This is a genomic window from Pseudoalteromonas sp. 0303, from assembly GCF_013349995.1.
Lineage (GTDB): Bacteria > Pseudomonadota > Gammaproteobacteria > Enterobacterales > Alteromonadaceae > Pseudoalteromonas.
Genome location: NZ_JABVXF010000027.1, coordinates 40,934 through 60,194 on the forward strand (window position 1 = coordinate 40,934; position 19,261 = coordinate 60,194).

At 41.4% G+C, this 19,261-nt stretch carries 18 protein-coding genes; 8 read left to right on the forward strand and 10 right to left on the reverse strand.

Annotated elements, in window-relative coordinates; all coding sequences use genetic code 11:
• Positions 1-109 precede the first annotated feature (109 nt).
• Complete coding sequence (locus HUS62_RS16275; RefSeq protein ID WP_175080410.1) at positions 110-967, forward strand: DUF3800 domain-containing protein; 858 nt, start codon at positions 110-112, stop codon at positions 965-967.
• A gap of 158 nt (positions 968-1,125) precedes the next feature.
• On the opposite strand, the gene zntB is transcribed toward HUS62_RS16275, so the two are convergent.
• Entirely contained in the window at positions 1,126-2,097 is a 972-nt protein-coding gene (gene zntB, locus HUS62_RS16280) for a zinc transporter ZntB (RefSeq protein WP_054563406.1), read from the reverse strand.
• 148 nt (positions 2,098-2,245) lie between these two features.
• Here zntB and HUS62_RS16285 point away from each other — a divergent pair, with 148 nt between their 5' ends.
• The 3 genes from HUS62_RS16285 to HUS62_RS16295 are packed head-to-tail and all read left to right on the forward strand — an operon-like array spanning position 2,246 to position 4,729.
• On the forward strand, positions 2,246-2,668 hold the full coding sequence (locus tag HUS62_RS16285; RefSeq protein WP_175080412.1) for an ATP-dependent zinc protease: 423 nt from the start codon (positions 2,246-2,248) through the stop codon (positions 2,666-2,668).
• A gap of 59 nt (positions 2,669-2,727) precedes the next feature.
• Complete coding sequence (gene rimK, locus HUS62_RS16290; RefSeq protein WP_054563407.1) at positions 2,728-3,633, forward strand: 30S ribosomal protein S6--L-glutamate ligase; 906 nt, start codon at positions 2,728-2,730, stop codon at positions 3,631-3,633.
• A 37-nt stretch (positions 3,634-3,670) separates the two neighbouring features.
• Positions 3,671-4,729, forward strand: coding sequence for a succinylglutamate desuccinylase/aspartoacylase family protein (locus HUS62_RS16295; RefSeq protein ID WP_054563408.1), 1,059 nt, complete (start codon positions 3,671-3,673; stop codon positions 4,727-4,729).
• A 342-nt stretch (positions 4,730-5,071) separates the two neighbouring features.
• On the opposite strand, the gene HUS62_RS16300 is transcribed toward HUS62_RS16295, so the two are convergent.
• The 4 genes from HUS62_RS16300 to recQ all read right to left on the reverse strand — a co-directional run bounded on the left by HUS62_RS16300 (position 5,072) and on the right by recQ (position 9,599).
• A complete protein-coding gene (locus HUS62_RS16300; protein WP_220095053.1) occupies positions 5,072-5,632 on the reverse strand; it encodes a mechanosensitive ion channel domain-containing protein in 561 nt (186 codons plus the stop codon).
• A gap of 56 nt (positions 5,633-5,688) precedes the next feature.
• Entirely contained in the window at positions 5,689-7,404 is a 1,716-nt protein-coding gene (locus HUS62_RS16305; RefSeq protein WP_175080414.1) for a BamA/TamA family outer membrane protein, read from the reverse strand.
• 67 nt (positions 7,405-7,471) lie between these two features.
• Positions 7,472-7,768, reverse strand: a complete 297-nt coding sequence (locus HUS62_RS16310) for a DUF3630 family protein (RefSeq protein WP_055021898.1) — start codon at positions 7,766-7,768, stop codon at positions 7,472-7,474.
• Between the two features lie 7 nt (positions 7,769-7,775).
• Positions 7,776-9,599 (reverse strand): DNA helicase RecQ, encoded by a 1,824-nt coding sequence (gene recQ, locus HUS62_RS16315; protein ID WP_055021899.1) that lies wholly within the window; start codon positions 9,597-9,599, stop codon positions 7,776-7,778.
• Positions 9,600-9,824: 225 nt separating this feature from the next.
• On the opposite strand from recQ, the gene rarD reads away from it, so the two are divergent.
• The gene (gene rarD, locus HUS62_RS16320) at positions 9,825-10,748 is read left to right on the forward strand and encodes an EamA family transporter RarD (protein WP_175080416.1); all 924 of its coding nucleotides are present in this window, start codon (positions 9,825-9,827) and stop codon (positions 10,746-10,748) included.
• Between the two features lie 2 nt (positions 10,749-10,750).
• Here rarD and HUS62_RS16325 read toward each other — a convergent pair whose 3' ends face one another.
• Together HUS62_RS16325 and HUS62_RS16330 are read right to left on the reverse strand one after the other, a co-directional pair.
• Positions 10,751-11,986 carry a diguanylate cyclase gene (locus HUS62_RS16325; RefSeq protein ID WP_175080418.1) on the reverse strand — a complete coding sequence of 412 codons (1,236 nt, stop codon included), beginning with the start codon at positions 11,984-11,986 and terminating at the stop codon, positions 10,751-10,753.
• A gap of 78 nt (positions 11,987-12,064) precedes the next feature.
• Positions 12,065-12,439: a DUF413 domain-containing protein gene (locus HUS62_RS16330; RefSeq protein WP_054563414.1), complete on the reverse strand. Its 375-nt coding sequence runs from the start codon at positions 12,437-12,439 to the stop codon at positions 12,065-12,067.
• A gap of 90 nt (positions 12,440-12,529) precedes the next feature.
• On the opposite strand from HUS62_RS16330, the gene HUS62_RS16335 reads away from it, so the two are divergent.
• Positions 12,530-13,384 (forward strand): LysR family transcriptional regulator, encoded by an 855-nt coding sequence (locus tag HUS62_RS16335; protein WP_054554216.1) that lies wholly within the window; start codon positions 12,530-12,532, stop codon positions 13,382-13,384.
• A gap of 195 nt (positions 13,385-13,579) precedes the next feature.
• Positions 13,580-14,512: a porin gene (locus tag HUS62_RS16340; RefSeq protein WP_054563416.1), complete on the forward strand. Its 933-nt coding sequence runs from the start codon at positions 13,580-13,582 to the stop codon at positions 14,510-14,512.
• A gap of 103 nt (positions 14,513-14,615) precedes the next feature.
• Here the strand turns inward: HUS62_RS16340 and recG are convergent, their stop codons facing one another.
• Genes recG through asnC form a run of 3 tightly spaced genes read right to left on the reverse strand, consistent with a single transcriptional unit; the run spans position 14,616 to position 17,956 of the window.
• Entirely contained in the window at positions 14,616-16,697 is a 2,082-nt protein-coding gene (recG, locus tag HUS62_RS16345) for an ATP-dependent DNA helicase RecG (RefSeq protein ID WP_175080420.1), read from the reverse strand.
• A 39-nt stretch (positions 16,698-16,736) separates the two neighbouring features.
• Positions 16,737-17,453, reverse strand: a complete 717-nt coding sequence (gene trmH, locus HUS62_RS16350; protein ID WP_175080422.1) for a tRNA (guanosine(18)-2'-O)-methyltransferase TrmH — start codon at positions 17,451-17,453, stop codon at positions 16,737-16,739.
• 44 nt (positions 17,454-17,497) lie between these two features.
• Positions 17,498-17,956, reverse strand: a complete 459-nt coding sequence (gene asnC / locus HUS62_RS16355; protein ID WP_175080423.1) for a transcriptional regulator AsnC — start codon at positions 17,954-17,956, stop codon at positions 17,498-17,500.
• A gap of 197 nt (positions 17,957-18,153) precedes the next feature.
• Here asnC and asnA point away from each other — a divergent pair, with 197 nt between their 5' ends.
• A complete protein-coding gene (gene asnA / locus HUS62_RS16360) occupies positions 18,154-19,149 on the forward strand; it encodes an aspartate--ammonia ligase (RefSeq protein ID WP_175080424.1) in 996 nt (331 codons plus the stop codon).
• The last annotated feature ends 112 nt before the right edge of the window (positions 19,150-19,261 follow it).

The following is a 19,261-nucleotide window of genomic DNA, read 5'->3' on the forward strand; positions in this document are numbered from 1 at the left end:
ATAATATCAGCCTATCGTTTTTTAAAATTTTCTTTTAATCTTTAGAAAAGTCGATAAAAAGTAATTTAATCGTTTTTTCTATCTTTATAAGTCTATTGTCAGGGAATGAATGAGTAAAAATATTAATCACCACCAGCTACCTTTATTTGAGTTTGATGGATCAAATTCTAAGAAGCTGGATAGCAAAGATGATTCTGAATTTTCTAAATATATTGTTTATGTAGATGAGAGCGGGGATCACAGCTTACAAAGCGTTGATGATAATTATCCTATTTTTGTATTGGCATTTTGTGTATTTCATAAACGTCATTACAGCGAATCTATAGTTCCAGCTTTAGAAAAATTTAAGTTTAACTTTTTTGGTCATGATCAGCTCGTATTACATGAGAATGAAATTAGGCGTCGTAAGAATACCTTTAAGATACTTAATAATCGTTCACTACAAACAAGGTTTTTAGATGATTTAACTGAAATAATTGAATTTAGTAACTTTATTTTAATTAGTACGACTATAGATAAGCGTGAAATAAAGCGTTTAAATCCTGAAGAAAATGCTTATCATATTGCTCTAGGTATGTGTATGGAATCGTTATATGAATTGCTCTTCGAAAAACAGCAGCATGAAAAGAAAACACATATTGTAGTAGAGTGCCGCGGAAACAAAGAAGATAAAGAGTTAGAACTTGAGTTTCGGCGAGTTTGTGATGGGAATAATAAATTTAAAAGAAAACTACCTTTCGAAATCATTTTTTCAGATAAAAAAGTGATGTCATCAGGCTTGCAACTTGCAGATTTGGTTGCTCGTCCTATTGGCCTAAATCTACTAAAACCTGAACAACCTAATAGAGCTTTTAATATTTTAAAGAAAAAATTTTTCTGTAGCGGTGGCAGAAACTGTTTAGGGGAAGGTTATGAAGATTTTGGAATGAAGATTTATCCCTACCCAAAAAGCGAAAAACCCCGATGATTCCACCGAGGTTAAAACGCCGACCGAGATAGCTCAATCCATTTAATAATGATTATGGTAAAATAATGCTACATCGTCAAGAGTTATAAATATTCCTAAAGTATTTTTGAAATATATATTAACTCAAATTATTTACCTTATTTGCAGTTTATAGGGCTTTATAGCCATTTCTTATTTTTAAAGTAAATGCCAATCCCAACGGTTAGCACCACCAAGAAAATAATAAATAAGCTAAATGCATAAGGGCTTTCAGTGCCCGGAATACCGCCTACGTTTACACCTAGTAAGCCAGTTAAAAAGCCAAGTGGTAAAAACAGTGCAGCAACTACCGACATCACATACATGCGTTGGTTTAGTTGCTCAGATACTTGGCTTGTTATTGCTTGTTGAATAATTTGCGCGCGTTCAATTGAGCTATCTAGCTCTTCTAAATAACGGATCAACATATTGGTTGTTTCGTTTAAGCGTGCTTTATCGTCTTCATCTAACCACTTATATTTGTTGTTTAACAAAGTAATAAGTGCTTCTTTTTGTGGCCTTAAATAACGTTTTAACGCGATTGTTTGGCGGCGTATTTGTGCTAATGATTGATGATCAAAGCCTTTGTTTGGCTCGTCAATTTCATCTTCAAAACCATCGAGTGTGTCATCTAAACTGTCGATAACAGCTTGCATACGCGATGTTAAGTTTTGCGCCAATTGGCACACTAACTCAGAGATTGAGCAAGGACCATTGCTGCCATCGAACGATTCAACAACATCCTGCACCGATAATAAACGGCGCTTACGGGTTGTGATCACAATATTTTCGTTAATAAATAAGCGTAACGAGACCATGTCTTCTGGGCTTTGCGCAGGGTTTAAGTTAACCCCACGTAAAAACAGCATATTACCATTGGTGACTTTGCTTAAACGCGGACGTGTTTCATCGGCAATCAGGGACTCAAGCTCGTAATCAGTTAATAAATTACTTTGCTCAAGCCAGTCAACGGCTTCAGCTTGACTGTAGTCCATGTGGACCCAAAGTTTTCCGTGTTCGGGTTGCCAATTTTGCAGCTCAGTACTATTTTCAATAGCACGTGCGCCGCCTTGTTCGTCTAAAATTAAGACATGAAGTAACCCATTGATCATATTGAACTCTCGTTTTACAAATAGTGGGGTATAGTTGATTATAGTTTAGGCTACGTCAATTAAATCGATTTATCGAGGGGATAAATATATTTCGTTGGTGTTTCTAGCTCTGTAGCGTATAAGACACTTTTTTATAGAGGGCACATTAATGAGCGCAAAAATTATTGTTGGCTGGCGAGAATGGCTTGGCCTGCCTGAACTGGGAATAGAAAAAATCAAAGCAAAAGTTGATACCGGAGCGAGAACTTCATGTATTCATGCTTTTGACATTGAGGAATTTTCAGTAAATGGCGAAGCATGGGTGAAATTTACTACCCATCCTCTACAAGACGATGTAGAAACAACGGTAGAGTGTCGTGCCAAAGTAGTTGAGCGTAAGTATGTGACCAGTTCAAGCGGTCAGCGTGAGCTACGCTACTTTATTGAAACAAAATTAGTCGCAGGAACCCAAAGCTGGCCTGTAAGGGTGACTTTAAGTAACCGTTCAACAATGAAGTTTAGAATGTTGTTAGGGCGTACAGCAATGGAAAATCGCATAGTCGTTGATCCGGCTTTATCTCATTTATTATAGGAAAAGGACTTATCACACGTTGCTACGTGTATGAGTTTATCAGTTAAGGTTTTTAACTTATGAAACTTGGTATTTTATCTCGCAACCAAAATTTGTATTCAACACGTCGCTTAATTGAAGCCGCAGAGCAGCGTGGCCACGAAGTGAAAGTAATTGATGCACTTCGTTGTTATATGAACATCAATTCCGAGCAGCCAGAAATCCATTACCGTGGTGAAAATTTAAAAGATTTTGATGCTATCGTGCCGCGTATTGGTTCGTCAGTAACTTTCTATGGCTGTGCGGTATTACGTCAGTTTGAAATGATGGGTGTATACCCTGTCAATGAATCTGTAGCGATCACTCGCTCGCGCGATAAGTTACGTTCACTACAGCTACTTTCGCGTAAAGGTGTAGGTATGCCAGTGACAGGCTTTGCAAGTAAACCAGATGATGTAAAAGACTTATTAAGCATGGTGGGTGGCACGCCTGTCGTTATTAAGCTACTTGAAGGTACGCAAGGTATTGGTGTGGTATTAGCTGAAACACGTAAAGCTGCAGAAAGTGTAATTGAAGCGTTTATGGGCTTAAAAGCCAACATCATGGTGCAAGAGTACATTAAAGAAGCGGGCGGTGCTGATATTCGCTGCTTTGTATTAGGCGATAAAGTAATTGCTGCGATGAAGCGTCAAGCGCAAGAGGGGGAATTCCGTTCTAACTTACACCGTGGTGGTAGTGCGACTTTGGTTCGTATTACTCCAGAAGAAAGAAAAACAGCTGTTGCTGCAGCTAAAGCGATGGGCTTAAACGTTGCGGGTGTTGATTTACTTCGCTCTGCACGTGGTCCATTGGTGATGGAGGTTAACTCATCACCTGGTCTTGAAGGTATTGAAGTTGCAACCGGTAAAGACATTGCAGGCATGATTGTCGAGTTTATTGAAAAAACAGCAGCATCAAAGAAAACAGCAACTCGTGGTAAAGGCTAGGCCTTTGGTATTAGCGCTCTATTAAAAGGAAAAGTGCGTGGCTAAGGTTAAGAAAAATACACCGTTTTCAATTTTGGGCGATACGGTGGGTGTTGGCGAACGTAAAACATTTGCAATTGAAGCTGCCAAGCTTTACACCCACTCGCCGTTAAATATTCCAATTGAAGTCGTCAATGGTGTGCAGCAAGGACCCGTATTAATGGTGTGTGCTGCAATTCACGGTGATGAGCTCAATGGTGTTGAGGTTGTTAGGCAGTTGCTTGCTAAAATCGATCCTGAGCAATTGCGCGGTACTATTATTGCGGTACCGATTGTGAATGTGTTTGGTTTTATTCATAAGTCACGCTACTTACCTGACCGCCGTGACATGAACCGCAGTTTTCCGGGCTCAACGCGTGGCTCGCTAGCTGGGCGAATGGCGAATGCGTTTTTTACTCAAGTGGCGATGCATTGTACGCATATTATTGATTTACATACAGGGGCAATTCACCGAACTAACTTGCCGCAAATTCGCGCTAATTTGAGCGACCCTGCAACAGCAGCCATGGCAAAAGCGTTTGGCACTCCTGCGGTGATTGATGCGTCACTTCGCAATGGTTCATTACGCAGTGAAGCGGCAAATTTAGGAATACCCGTTATTACCTACGAAGCCGGCGAAGCGCTGCGCTTTGATCCAATTGCCATTGCAGCAGGTGTGCAAGGTGTTGACTATGTGATGCGCCATTTAAAAATGGTGCGCGGCAAACGTGCTAAAAAGCTACCAGAGCCGATTATTGCAAGCTCGACCAGTTGGATACGTGCCGAAGTTGACGGTATTGTTCGTGCACAAGTATCACTGGGTGAGCGAGTAATGAAAGGGCAGGTTCTAGCTTATATAAGCAGCCCACTTGGTGATGCTGAACTTGAACTACTCGCGCCGCGAAGTGGTATTGTCATTGGTCAGCAAACTATGCCGCTGGTAAACGAGGGGGATGCTGTATTCCATCTTGCTTACTTTGCTCACGCAAATAGCCTAGTTGAACAACAGCTCGAAAACTTTATTGATGAAATAAGTGATATTGAAGACGAGTTAAAAACCGCAGATTTAAATAACTAATACCCTATTCTGTAATTCAAAAAGCCAAACTGCCTGTTTGGCTTTTTTGTACCCACCAGTCCTGACCTATTACTTGACCTTAGAGCAAGTACAAGGTTTATAGTTTTTTTACTTACTTAATTTTCGTAAGAATGACTAAAGGATCAAAGATGAAAATATTGCTATTTTATACAGGCTTATTCACGCTTGCTATTTCACTTACGCACGGCTTTTTTACTGAGCAAAGTGTTGTTCACATTGTGTTATTTCACCCTTTAGTCATTCTATTTAGTTTTATATTAATCGCCTATGGAAGCAGAAAAAGATCACCTTTTTAGCAAGTATCTCGTTAACTTTAAGCCGTTACTTTTTTGGGCCTAAAATACGTTTTATGGTTGGCGCTTTAGTCGCTGTTGGTGGGTTCTTTAACACCATCACAGGGCGGGTAACAAATATGTTGTTTGGGTAAATCACTTTGTGACCATCAACATGCTCAAGTACAACATTCATTAAGCCCATTTCGATAATGCGGCCTTCTAAGAAGTTTGCACCGTCAATTACTCTTACCCAAAAGCCAACGCGGCAATCGTTTTGAATAAACATCAACAAGAAGGCTGTTAGGTTACTTAGTAAAGACCAGGCGGCAAAAAGCGCGACACCTAACATGGCAAAAATTGATGAGCCAAGTACTAATAAGCCGCGTAGCTCTATGCCCCAAAAAACCAACACTAAACACAGCATGACAATGGCAAGAATAATATTCAGCAACAACTCCGCACGGTATTCGCGATGCGGATCAGCCTTGCCTTTAATTGCTTTTAACAGCAGATTTTTGGTGGTTTTACGCAGTAATGGATAGAGCAAAACCGCGATAACAGTCACGATTAAATGATATTGCTCGTTAAAGAATTCGACGAAGTTCAAAAGGGTTCCTAAGTTAATATTTTACGTTTTGATTTTAGCTTAACAATACCACTACTTTAAAAGGTATTTTTAACCGTTACTAGCCATTGCACTGAGTCAATATCGTCATCTTGTTTGTTAATTGGTGCGGCAATATCTAGGTGGATAACCGTACCTGCATTGGCACGGCTTGGCGCTAAGCGTAGGCCCACACCCACATTTTGTAGCACGTTACCATTGGCACCATTATCTTTGTCGTTATACCAGGCTCTACCAATATCATAAAACGCGGCACCACCCACTTTAAACAATTGCAGTAAGTCATATTCCCAGTAGTAGCGTTTTTCTAGAGTCACTAAAAAGCTGCGGTCGCCTACTTGGTAGTCAAGCGGGTAACCACGTAGGCCATTTTCACCACCAATAGTGAGTTGTTTATCAGCAGTGAGGTTTTCAGCATATTGTAAGCGTACTTTGGCATACCAGCTTTGCCTTAGTGTGGTATTGAGATAATATTGTAGCTGCGTGCTAGCGAATAGGTTTTCAACATCATCGGTTTCTTCATTCCAGTAGCCATCAAGGTCTGCTTTAAAGCGCCATAACTGGTTATCTCCAGAGTAATGTGCTTTTGATAAAGATAACGAATAAATAGTACGGCTGGCATCGTCGCTAAAATCATCACTCGAATAACCGAGCAAGGCATGGATATTCCAACCGAGGTTTAAATCTTCAGTACGATAGATACTATCGAAGTTTCTAACTTTAACGTAGTGATCTTCAAACCATTGGCCACTAACGTAAGGGTAACTCAGCGTTCTATCTTCAGCGATAGGAAAGCGCGTGAATGGTGTTTCTTTAAAGGTTTCTTCGCGGTTTTCGATGCCAAGCTTAATACGTTGAGTCCAACTATTACCAAGTTGTGATGAATGGCCAAAGTAAGCGCGGTTTAATAAGGTTTTTTGTTCAAACTCACTAACTACATCACCGCGATAGTAAAGTGACTCTCGGCGTTGATCAGAGTAACTTGTAACACCGTAGCTGTACGGCGTATCAATCGAGAAAAAAGGATAGCTTACATCGAGATAATGACGTTTACCGTCATCGTTATCTGAATACTCTAAACGGCCTTGATAACGGCTAGAGAATATATGCGGATCGTCATACACAAACAGGTAACCAGTACGATCAGCATCACGGGTACGACTAAACGACACTCGTTTACCCCAGCCTAAAAAGTTAGATTCTCGAAAGCCAATGCTTGATTCATTCTCACCACCACTGCGGCTAAAGCTTATTTCGGGCAGTAGGGTCCACAGATCGCGCGTAATTACTTTTACATGTACGTTGCCGTCACAATCGAGCTTTGCGTTGATACGCGCATCATATAAGTAGCCTTGTTTACGCAGTAATCGCTCTGACTCTAGCAGTTTACGTGGATTGTAAACATCACCTTCTTCGAACAATAAAACGCTGTGTATTACCTCTGGCTCTGTAGTCATGTGAGCGCGATTGGCAAAGCGGAATAAAAAGTTATTTTCTTCTTCAAGCTCAGTGTTAAATACGTTCAGCTGTTCAAGTTCAATAGAAACTATTTTACGGTTATTAGCGGCATCGGGTAGTGGATTATCAGCATCGAGCTGGCGGCGTAAGTTATTATCTTGTGATTTAAGCGTACGTTGGTTTTGACAATAATTACTATCGTCAGTAAATAACTGCTCTGCATGAACATTGGCTGCTATGCAGACTGGTAATAGTGTTATTAACCTAGCAACAAAGTACGACTGCTTAAATCCCATTTACACCCTTAGTTGAGTATGTCCTATGCAACTACTACATACTAAGCGTGGGAAAATGTCTAGCTTATTATTGTAATTGCGCGACTAAATACTGATGAAGTTGTGGCAATGCAGCACTGGCTTCTATGCCCTCAGCATTGATCCAAATACTTTCACTGTAATGTTCAAAGTTTAGATTAAAACTATGATCTGTAAAGTGAAAGCGTAATTGATGACGATCAGCACCGGCATCAAAGTCGGCAGTTGTTATGGCTGGAGCATGTAAGAAAAGGGTTGCCCAAAGCTCAAAGTCTTCATCGTGTGGAAGCTCACTCGACGTTACAAGAATGATCTCATGCTCGGCATCATAGGTTAGTTCAGTCATAGCAGTCCTAATTGGTGGCAAGATAGTCGCGAATGGTATTTAAAAACGGTGCGCCGTACTTATTGAGTTTAGTGAAACCAACACCCGACACCTTCAAAAACTCACTGTCGTTGGTTGGCATTAACTGCGCCATTTCAGCGAGGGTTTTATCATTGAATACCACATAAGGTGGAACATCATCGGCATCTGCCAACTCTTTACGTAAAGCGCGTAATTTCGCAAATAGCTTTTTATCGTAATTAAACTGAGCGAGTTTATCTTGGTAAACGTGCTTAGCTTGTAAGCGAGGTTCAGCAAGTTGCAGTGCATATTCACTTTTAAGAACTGCACGGGCGGCTTCGGTTAAGCGTAATGACGAACCTTGGGTAATATCTTGGCTTAATAACCCTTGATGGATAAGCTGCCTTAAAATACTTAGCCAAAACTCTACACTGTGCTCTTTACCTATGCCATAGGTGCTTAGCTGGTGGTGATTGTTATCTCGAATGCGGCTAGTGTTTGCACCACGAAGTAACTCAACGATATAGCCAATACCAAAACGTTGCTCAGCACGATACACACACGACAAGGCTTGTTGCGCTACAAGTGTGCCATCAAAGCTAGTAGGTGGGTTTAAGCAAATATCACAGTTACCACAGGTTTCGCGTTTATATTCACTAAAATAATTGAGCAAGATTTGTCTGCGGCATGTTTGTGCTTCGGCGAAGCTTGCCATGGCATTGAAGCGCTGTTCTTCAACACGACGACGTTGCTCGTCTTCAATATCTTCAAAAAAGCGGCGTACGCGGCCTATATCAGCCGGATCAAAATACATAATCGCTTCTGCAGCCAGGCCATCTCGACCTGCACGACCAGTTTCTTGATAGTAAGCCTCGATGCTTTTTGGAATATCGTAATGAACCACAAAACGTACGTTTGGTTTATTAATCCCCATGCCAAAGGCAACGGTCGCAACCACAATTTGAATATCATCACGGGCAAAGCCCGATTGCACAAATTGGCGTTGCTCGTTACTCATTCCCGCATGGTAGGCGGCGGCATTGAACCCGGCGTCTGCAAGTTTTTCGGCTACATCATCAACCCGTTTGCGGCTGGTGCAATAAATAATGCCACTTTGATTTTGCTGCTCTTTTAAATATCGAAGCAGTTGCACCATAGGTTTGAATTTTTCTTCTATGGTGTAACGAATGTTCGGTCTATCGAAGCTACCAGTGTGCACGTAAGGGTGGTTAAGCTGAAGCTGTTCAATAATATCGTAACGAGTTGCTTTATCTGCCGTAGCTGTAAGTGCCATCATGGGCACATGCATAAAGCGTTGCTTTAACTCGTTGAGCCGACAGTAATGCGGCCTAAAGTCATGACCCCAATGCGACACACAGTGAGCTTCATCAATTGCAAAAAGTGCGAGTTTTAGATGACTCAAGCGCTCTAAAAATTCGTGTTGCAGTACTTTTTCTGGTGCAACATATAACAGCTTAATTTGCCCATAGTGCAATTGCTGATAGACAGCTTGCTGCTCTTCAAAAGGCAGGCTGTTGTTGATGTAGGCCGCTTGCACGCCGAGTGCTCTTAGTTGGGCAACTTGGTCTTGCATCAAGGAAATAAGCGGCGAGATAACCACAGTCACACCATCAAGGATCAAAGCAGGTACTTGATAGCATAAAGATTTGCCTCCACCCGTTGGTAGGAGTACAAGCGAGTCTTGTCCGTCTAGCGCTGCGGCTATAATCGCTTCTTGGCCATCACGAAAGTCCTTGTAACCAAACACTTGTTTGAGTACGGCTTGTGGTGATCGAACGGGTGTGTTGGACATTGCGGTATTGGTATTCATCGCCGAGCATTTTAGTGGTTTTTTATGGCGATGTCTGTAGAAATATATCCAAACGACCTCAAGATGCAGAATTCAGCGTTTCACAGGTGCTTAATATCAAGGCGTTACTTTGCAATAATGACAGTCCCTTTTAAGAAGTAAATACATGGGTTTATTTAGCGTGTTTTGGTTGCGTCACTGCTAAGGGGGCGTAAAATAGCGTTTTTAAACTATAAAGCCAAACTTATGCCTACCAACATTGAGCAGCGAAAAGGCGTTATTTTCGCTTGTTTAGCCTTTTTTATGTGGGGTCTTGCGCCCATTTACTTTAAGTTTCTACAGCAGATTTCTGCGTTTGAAATCTTAATGCACCGTGTTATTTGGTCGGTGTTATTTTTACTTCTTATTATTGCTGCTCGTCATCAATGGCAGCGTATTCGCGTTGTACTCGGACAACCTAAATTACTTTTGATGTTGGTAATAACAGCAAGTTTACTTGGCTTTAACTGGGGGTTATTTATTTGGGCTGTGAACAATAATCATATGCTCGATGCCAGTTTAGGTTATTACATCAACCCACTACTAAACGTGTTATTGGGTATGTTGTTTTTAGGTGAGCGACTGCGTAAATGGCAAGGCGTTGCGGTAGGTCTAGCGCTTTGTGGTGTGTTGCTACAGCTTGTGAGTTTTGGTTCATTCCCTGTTGTTGCTTTCTCATTAGCAGGATCGTTTGCTATTTATGGTCTACTACGTAAAAAGTTACCAATCGAATCATTGCCAGGGTTATTGCTCGAAGCACTTATTTTATTACCGGTTGCGCTAATTTACTGGTGGTTGATGACGCCATCAGCAAGCTCTGATTTAACTGCAAACGATTGGCACATTAACGTGTTACTCATTAGTGCTGGTGTGGTGACAACCTTACCGTTGTTATGTTTTACCGGTGCAGCAAAGCGCCTGCAATACAGTACGCTTGGCTTTTTTCAATACATTGGCCCAAGCTTAATGTTTATGCTTGCGGTGGCTTTTTATGGTGAGGTATTTGATGCTGAGCGTGTGGTGACGTTTGCGTGTATTTGGAGCGCTTTGGCATTGTTCAGTTGGGATTCGTACCGCCAAAGTCGTAAGCAACGTAAGGCGCAATTAGAGGCGGTAACTAAGCCTGTGTAGGCTTAGCTTACTAGTTTATTGCGTCCAGTGTCTTTTGCTTGATAAAGCTTTAAATCGGCCTGTTTTATTAGTTCATCCAAACTATAAACAGGCCCATTATGAAAACCAATCGACAGTGTAAACTTGATATGGTCTTTACTGAACTCAGGACTGTGTTTTTCGACAAATAAGCGGAATTTTTCTAAACGTTGCAGAGATTCTTGCGGGTCTTGATCTGCAAAATAGACTGCAAACTCTTCACCACCAAAGCGGCCTACTAAGTTATCTTCAAAATACTTTGCCATACATTGCGATAGGCCCTTTAGTACGTCATCGCCGGCATCATGACCGTAGTTATCGTTAATTGACTTAAAGTGGTCAACATCAATCATGGCTAAAGAGACTGAGGTATCTGACACTTTTGCAGCTTTTAGATGGCTGTTTGCTTCACCAAAGAAATAGCGGCGATTAGGGAGTTTTGTGAGGTAATCAGTGTTTGCTTGTAAACGAATCGTTTTAATGTTTTCAAGCATGTCGACGTTCTGGCTGAGCCGACAATAAAACTCTTCATTGTTGAATGGCTTACGAAGGTAATCGTCTGCGCCAGATTTCAAAAAGCGCGTTGATAAATGCAGAGTATCGAGTGCAGAAATGCCGATTATGGCCTTTTCATCGTTGGAGTATAAACGACGAATTTCAACACAGAGTTCATCCCCATTCATATTCGGCATTTCATTATCGGTAATGATCACCGATATTTTTGGGTTTTCAGCCAGTACTTTTAAAGCGTCGACACCATCAACCGCTTCGAGTGTTTGGTATTTATGACGGGTTAATAAGTTGCAAATATGGTGGCGCGTTGCCGCTGAATCATCGACTACTAATACTAATATTTGCTCATTACGAGGCAAGCGAGCCAGTTGTTTTTCTAGGTATTGATAGGCTTGTTTATTTTCTTTGGTGATGTAATCAATGATGGGGTGTTTTTCAACGATATTACGTGTTGTTTCGTCAAGGTTGCCAGTCATTACAATGGTCGGGATATCGGCTTCGATGGTGCAAGGAACTGCTTCACCGTTTGGCGCATCAGGTAGAATAAAATCTACTACGGCACAAAAGTAACTGTGCTTGCTAATAAGCTCTTTTGCCTCAGCTAAGCTACCGGCTATGTCGGCTTCATAGCCAACTTTTTTCGCGATGTGCTTTTGCACCCGCGCAATGGTTGGCGTATCTTCAATTATTAATATTCTTCGAGTCACAGCTTGCCTTGTAATAACTTATTGGCGAAACAAAAGTTATTTCAAGTTTTAACCCTAAAAGGGTAAAAAAGCAAATTGTTATAGGCTGTCTGACTCAGAATAATATTCAACACTTTGTGGTGTTGAGGTCGCAATGCGAGAGCGCCCAAATAATGTGTGAAACTTGGTTTTACAGGTTGTTTGCTTAAGGTATTTTATCCAAGCGCGCTCAATCGGATTGGTCGCTTCAAGATTACCGGTAACAACTTGTACAAATTGAGTTTGAAATTCATTTTGTGGTTCTAGGGTTTTGTTGTATAAACCCTTTAGAACAACACCATGCTGCTCGAGAATGTCGGCTTCTAGCAAAGTGAAGTGACCACTACGACCAAAACCGCGTGGGAAATTTTGATCATCATAGAATTGACGTTGGCTTGCAAATGCCTGACGAAGTGATGAAATGTCATTGCTCATGGCTTTATCCTCATGCCCTAATTTCTTGCTGGAGTATGGATCAAGTTGTCGATTTTATTAAACAAATTATTTTTATCGTAAGGGTAAAAAATGGATATCGATTTATTGAAGACTTTTGTTGAAGTGGTTCGTACACGCCATTTCGGTAAAGCAGCTGAAAATTTATATATTACACAGTCTGCGGTGAGTTTTCGGATCCGACAATTAGAGCAAGGTTTAGGCGTTAACTTATTTATTCGTCAACGAAACAACATACAGTTAACGGCGCCGGGTGAGCGACTACTGCCACACGCACAAATGATCATTACGGGTATGCAGCGCGCAAAAGTTGATGTGGCACTTGCAGATAATATGCATAAGCAAATTAGCTTAGCGGGAACACCTAATATATGGGATGCATTTTTACAGTTTGGTATTACTAATATTGTTTCTGCTATGCCGGGTGTGTCGTTAGTTGCCGAAGTCAAAGCACAGCAAGAGAGTACTCGCTTATTATTGGAACGTACATTAGATTTGGCGGTGTTGTTCGATCCTCCTAAAGTAGATGAACTGGTTGTACAGCGAATTTGTGAGCTACCTATTATTCCTGTGAGCGCCTTTGAAACTGCAAATAGTGAAAACTTTTTCGATAACCAATATGTTTATGTCGACTGGGGGACCACCTTTTCTTTATGGCATGCTCGTGAGTTTAACGGCCACGCTCCTCCTTATTTTAGAACCAGTACAGGTCGTATTGCGCTTGATTTAATTTTGAAATGCGGCGGTAGCGCGTTTATTCCTCAGTTATTAGTTGAAGAGCAGCTTAAATCTGGTGAGCTTTATCATGTTGAAGATGTTGCGCATACCTCGCGCGATGTGTTTGTTGCTTACCACAGAGATAACGAACAAACTCCTTTATTAGAGAAGTTAGTGACCTTATTAACTGAACTACAAATAAAAGCTTAAAATTAATTTAATTTAGCTTTCATAAAAATTTAATGCTTCAACAGCAGGTTACGCTTTTATTTCAAAAATAATTACATTTTATGAAGCTAAATTGACGCTTTTATTTCAATTGTCATCTTTCTGTCATTTTTCGCTGTCACACTGCGCGCATTGAAACACAACATGTGTTTTTGTTGCGATTATTGAGGAAACGACATGAAATTTGCAAAGTCTAGCTTATTCCTAGCTTTATTTGGTGGTTTATCTTTTTCTGCATTAGCTGATGTAGATGTATATGGTAAAGCAAACGTGACTGTTCAATCATCAGATGATGGCGAAGGGTCTTTCACTGAAATTAAAAGCAATAACTCACGTTTTGGCTTAAAAGGTTCAGAAAAAATTTCTGAAGGCTTAGAAGCTGTTTATAAATTTGAGTTTGGTGTAGACGTATCTGACGCTGATTCAAAAGGCGACAATGATGATAACATCACTGCACGTAACCAATACGTGGGTGTTAAAGGTAGCTTTGGTCAAGTTGTTATCGGTCGTAACGATACAGCAATGAAGCAGTCTCAAGGTAAAGTTGATTTATTCAATGACCTTGAAGGTGATATCAAGAACGCATTTAAAGGTGAAAACCGTTTAGGCGACACAATTTCTTATGCTTCTAAAGACTTCAGTGGCTTCAAAGTATTAGCAACTTATGTAGCTGAAGATGATGTAGACGCTGATAACGGTTACTCAGTAGCGTTAACTTACGGCGATGCAAAACTTAAAGAAAGCAAACTTTATGCATCAGTTGCAGCTGATAGCGAAGTAAAAGGTTACGACATTGTTCGTGCAACAGTACAAGGTAAACTAGGTGACTTTAAACTAGGTGCTATGTACCAAACACAAGAAAAAGTGGATGGTAGTGCAGAAGCTGATGGCTACTTAGTAAATGCTGCTTACCAAATGAATAGCAATACTTTCAAAGTGCAGTACCAAGTAATTGACTTTGATGAAGGCGATAAGAAAACAGCTATTTCTGCAGGTGTTGATCACAAGCTTAGCAAAAACACCAAAGTATTTGGTTTCTACTCAACGTTTGATACAGACAATCAAGTTGACCAAGACTACCTAGGTGTTGGTATTGAATACAAGTTCTAATCCAACCTTTGGATAACTCCCTAACTTGTCAGCCCAGCTAATTAGCTGGGCTTTTTTTGTTCTAGTAGAAAATTTATAAATCAGATAGCGCTTTGATTTGCGATCAAGCCTGTGCGTAGTTTGATTTGCCAGCAAGCCAACGTTGAATCAATTTATCGGTAAGCTCTGGATAGTCGTTCAAAATTTTGAAGGCAATGGGTCTTACATGATCGAGTGTTTGTTTATCGCGATTTAAGTCGGCGATTTTAAATTCAGCTAAGCCTGTTTGCTTGGTACCAAGAACTTCACCGGGGCCACGAATTTCGAGATCTCGCTCAGCGATAACAAAGCCATCATTACTTTCACGCAGCACACCTAAGCGCTTTTGAGCCGTCGCTGATAATGGTGCATGATAAAGTAAAACACAGTGTGATGCCGTTGCCCCACGACCTACACGGCCGCGCAGCTGGTGGAGTTGTGCAAGGCCTAACCGTTCAGGGTTTTCAATAATGATAAGGCTGGCATTAGGCACATCAACACCTACTTCAATTACCGTTGTGGCAACGAGTACATGAATATTGCCCGCTTTAAACTCACTCATAATGGCTTGCTTTTCGGCGGCTTTCATCCGGCCATGCACTAAGCCAACGTTTAGCTCTGGCAATGCCGCTTTTAATTGCTCTGCGCTATCTTCCGCTGCTTGGCATTGCAGTACTTCAGATTCATCAATCAGAGTGCAAACCCAATACACTTGACGACCTTGCTCTGTACACGCTGTTCTCACACGTTGAATTATTTCGTCTCGGCGTGCATCAGGAATAGCCACCGTTGTAATAGGCGTTCTACCGGGTGGTAACTCATCAATCACTGAGGTTTCTAAGTCAGCGTAGGCTGTCATTGCTAGCGTTCGCGGGATAGGTGTTGCTGTCATCACTAATTGATGTGGGTAACAGTCACCAAAGCGGCCTTTTTCGCGCAGTGATAAGCGCTGATGAACACCAAAGCGGTGCTGCTCATCAATAATAATTAAAACGAGATTGTTAAACTCAACCTGCTCTTGGAATAACGCATGGGTGCCAACAATCATTTGAACTTCCCCAGAGGCGATTTTTTCCAAAGTCGCTGCGCGCTCCTTACCTTTACTTTTGCCACCTAACCAAGCGACTTCAACGCCGAGTTGATTAAACCATTGGCTAAAGTTGATGCCATGTTGCTCCGATAAAATTTCTGTCGGTGCCATTAGCGCTACTTGATAGCCTTCGCTTATCGCGGTGAGTGCACTGAGTGCTGCAACTAAGGTTTTACCGGAGCCTACATCGCCTTGCACTAGACGCATCATCGGAAACGGGTGTTGTAAGTCACCTTTGATTTCTGCCACTACACGACTTTGCGCGTTGGTTGGGCTAAAAGCTAAATTAGCTAAAAACTGTTGCTCAAGTTGGTTATGAGGCTTTAAAGCAACCGCTTTTACCGTTTGCCCTTTTTGGCGCAGCTTTAAAAGACTTAAGTTTTGCGCAAGCAGCTCTTCAAACACTAGCCGTTGCTGGGCAGGGTGCATACCTTGTTCAAGGGCAGTTAAATCAACATCGTTTTGTGGACGATGTAAGGTCATGAGTGCATCGGCTAAACGCATTCCGGTCGGTTGAAACTGTTCTGGCAGTAACTCTTCGACAGGGTACTTAGTTAATAGTGCAAGTGCTTGATCGCTTAGTGCACGAATAGATAACTGTTTTAGCCCTTCGGTAACAGGATAAACTGGCGTAAGTGTTGTATTAGTTGGTTGCTCAGAAGGGGTATCCGATAAGCTGTATTCCGGATGTGTCATTTCAAAGCCAACACGACCACGGCGGATCTCACCAAAGCAACGAATGATTTTACCTGTACTTAAGGCATTTTTTTGAGCCGCGCTAAAGTTAAAAAACCTCAGCGTTAAACGGCCCGTGCCATCATTTACTTGGCAAACCAGCATGCGCCTTTTTCCAAAAGTAATTTGGCTGGTTTCAATGGTGGCTTCAACACTAACATGGCTGTGCGGTTGGAGTTCGCAGATTGGGTGAATGCGGGTGCGGTCTTCATAGCGGTGAGGCAAATGAAAAAGCATGTCTTGCACCGTATGAATATTTAGCTTAGCAAGGCGCTCGGCCATTTTCGGGCCGACGCCTTTTAATTCTGTAATTGGGTATAACGCTAAGCTAGGGTGACTCAAAGGTGACTCAAATTATTAATTAGTAGACTGTTTTTCAGTTTACTTGCACTCGTTAGTGGCTTCAAGCGGTTGCGTGTGTTTTAAAATGTTCCAGAACGTTTCATCAGCAACAATTTCACCACTTTCATCAAGCTCAGGGTACGGTAGCTCTTTTTCACGGCATTGTTCAGCAATGATAGGGTGGCAGCCTTCAAACAAGATACGGTGCTTAATTTTCGCATCAAGCATATCGCGGTTATAAAGTCCGGCTTCTTCACGTTGGCGCTGTGCTTCAAATAGAATAAGTGCCGCAGCAACAGATACATTCAGAGATTGCACCATTCCTTGCATTGGGATAATGATATTTTTATCAGCATGAGCGAGGGCGCGTGGTGAAATACCATCACGTTCTTGGCCAACAATAACAGCCGTCGGTTTGGTGTAATCAATTTCACGAAAGTCGACAGCATCGTCGCTGAGATGAGTTGCTAAAATTTGTACTTCAGGATTTTGTGCACGCATCATGGATACAGCTTCATCGATATTGCGATGCAAGTGAGTTTCTAACCAGTTTTTACTACCACCTGAGGTATTGTTAGTTAACCATTTTTGATTCTCTGGCCATACAGCATGTACGTGATGGCAGCCAGTCGCGTCAGCTGTGCGGGCAATGGCCGATAAATTATGATGCTTATGTACTTCTTCTAAACAAACCGTTAGGTCCGTTTGGCGGCGGTCTAACACGCGCTTAACACGCTCAAAGCGAGTTGTATCCATAGTTGTGTGCTCGTTGACGGATTCTAATTGGCGCTGATTATACCCTAGGGAACAACAGCACGGCTAATTGGGTTTTGTAATGAGATCAGCGTTTCTGTTGACTGAATAGCTTCGATGGCTTGTATTTTGTTAATTAACACATCTTGTAGATGATCAATTGAGCGCGCCATCACTTTGATAAATATACTGTAATTACCTGTGGTGTAATAGGCTTCGACAACTTCTTCTAGTTCTTTTAAATGCAGTAAAGTTTGTGGGTAATCACGGGCATTGTTGAGGTTAATACCAATAAAGCAGCAAACATCGTAACCAAGCTGTTTGGCATCAATACTGACTTGGGTGCCTGTAATAATTCTCGCTTGTTTCATCTTTTCGACCCGAACATGAATAGTTCCGGCACTGACTGCAAAGCGTTTAGCGAGTTCTGCATACGCTGTTCGCGCATTTTCCATTAAAGCATTAAGGATGTTTTTATCGAGATTATCGATTTGATAATTTTCCATGGTATTTATTAGTGTTAATTAGTGAATCAATAAATTTTATAGCATTATTTTTATGAAAATTTCAATGTTAAGTTCTTTTTATTGCGGGTTATTGAAAATTATCTTTGTTTAGTTGAGGATTGTTTTAACAGGAGGGGCCAAGCAGCGGGTTTCTCTAATTAAGCAAGTAACAATAACTGGGAATGAGGCCAATTATTATGAGTTCACACTACCTGCAGCAACAGCAGCAAATTAGTAAAGTAAAACAGTTTTTTTCAAGCCAATTAGAACAACAATTAGGGTTAGTTGAAGTACAAGCACCAATCTTGGCAAAAGTAGGCGATGGTATTCAAGATAACTTAAGCGGTACTGAAAATGCTGTATCGGTAGCAGTGAAAACAATTCCGGGTAGCCAATTTGAAGTAGTCCACTCATTAGCTAAGTGGAAGCGTAAAACTTTGGCTGATTACGATTTTTCGGTAGGTGAAGGACTCTATACGCACATGAAGGCGCTTCGCCCAGATGAAGAGTCTTTAAGCCCAATTCACTCGGTGTATGTTGACCAATGGGACTGGGAAAAAGTGATTTGCGAGAGCACTGAACGTACTTTAGACAAGCTAAAAGAAACCGTGACATCACTTTATCAGGCGATTAAAGCAACCGAACGCTTTGTCGCAAGCGAGTTTGATTTAACGCCGTTTTTGCCAGAGCAAATCACCTTTGTACACAGTGAACAGCTACGTCAGATGTATCCAGACTTTACTGCGAAACAACGTGAAAAAGCGGTAGCACAAGAGTACGGTGCGGTATTTTTAATTGGTATAGGCGGCACACTTGCAGATGGCAAAATTCATGACGTACGAGCACCGGATTATGACGATTGGTCAACACAAACCTGTAGTAAATTTGCAGGCTTAAACGGTGATATTTTAGTTTGGAACCCTTTGCTTGAAGATGCATTTGAAATCTCTTCAATGGGCATTCGTGTAAGCCCTGATGCATTAGCTACTCAATTAGCGATTACAGGCGACCAAGCTCGGTTAGAGTTTGATTGGCATAAACAGCTACTGGCGAAGAAATTTCCGCAAACAATTGGTGGTGGTATTGGTCAATCACGACTCGCTATGTTGCTGTTACAAAAACAGCATATCGGGCAAGTACAAGTTGGTGTTTGGCCTGAACAGCTAAAACAGCAAGTGGAAGGAATTCTTTAAAGAGTAATGACCCTGGTAAAAAGAGGCTTTCAGCCTAATGCTGATCAGTTAAGAAGTTGATCAGTTGACCGATCAGAATGATCATGCACAATCCGTAGTTAGGCAACTAACT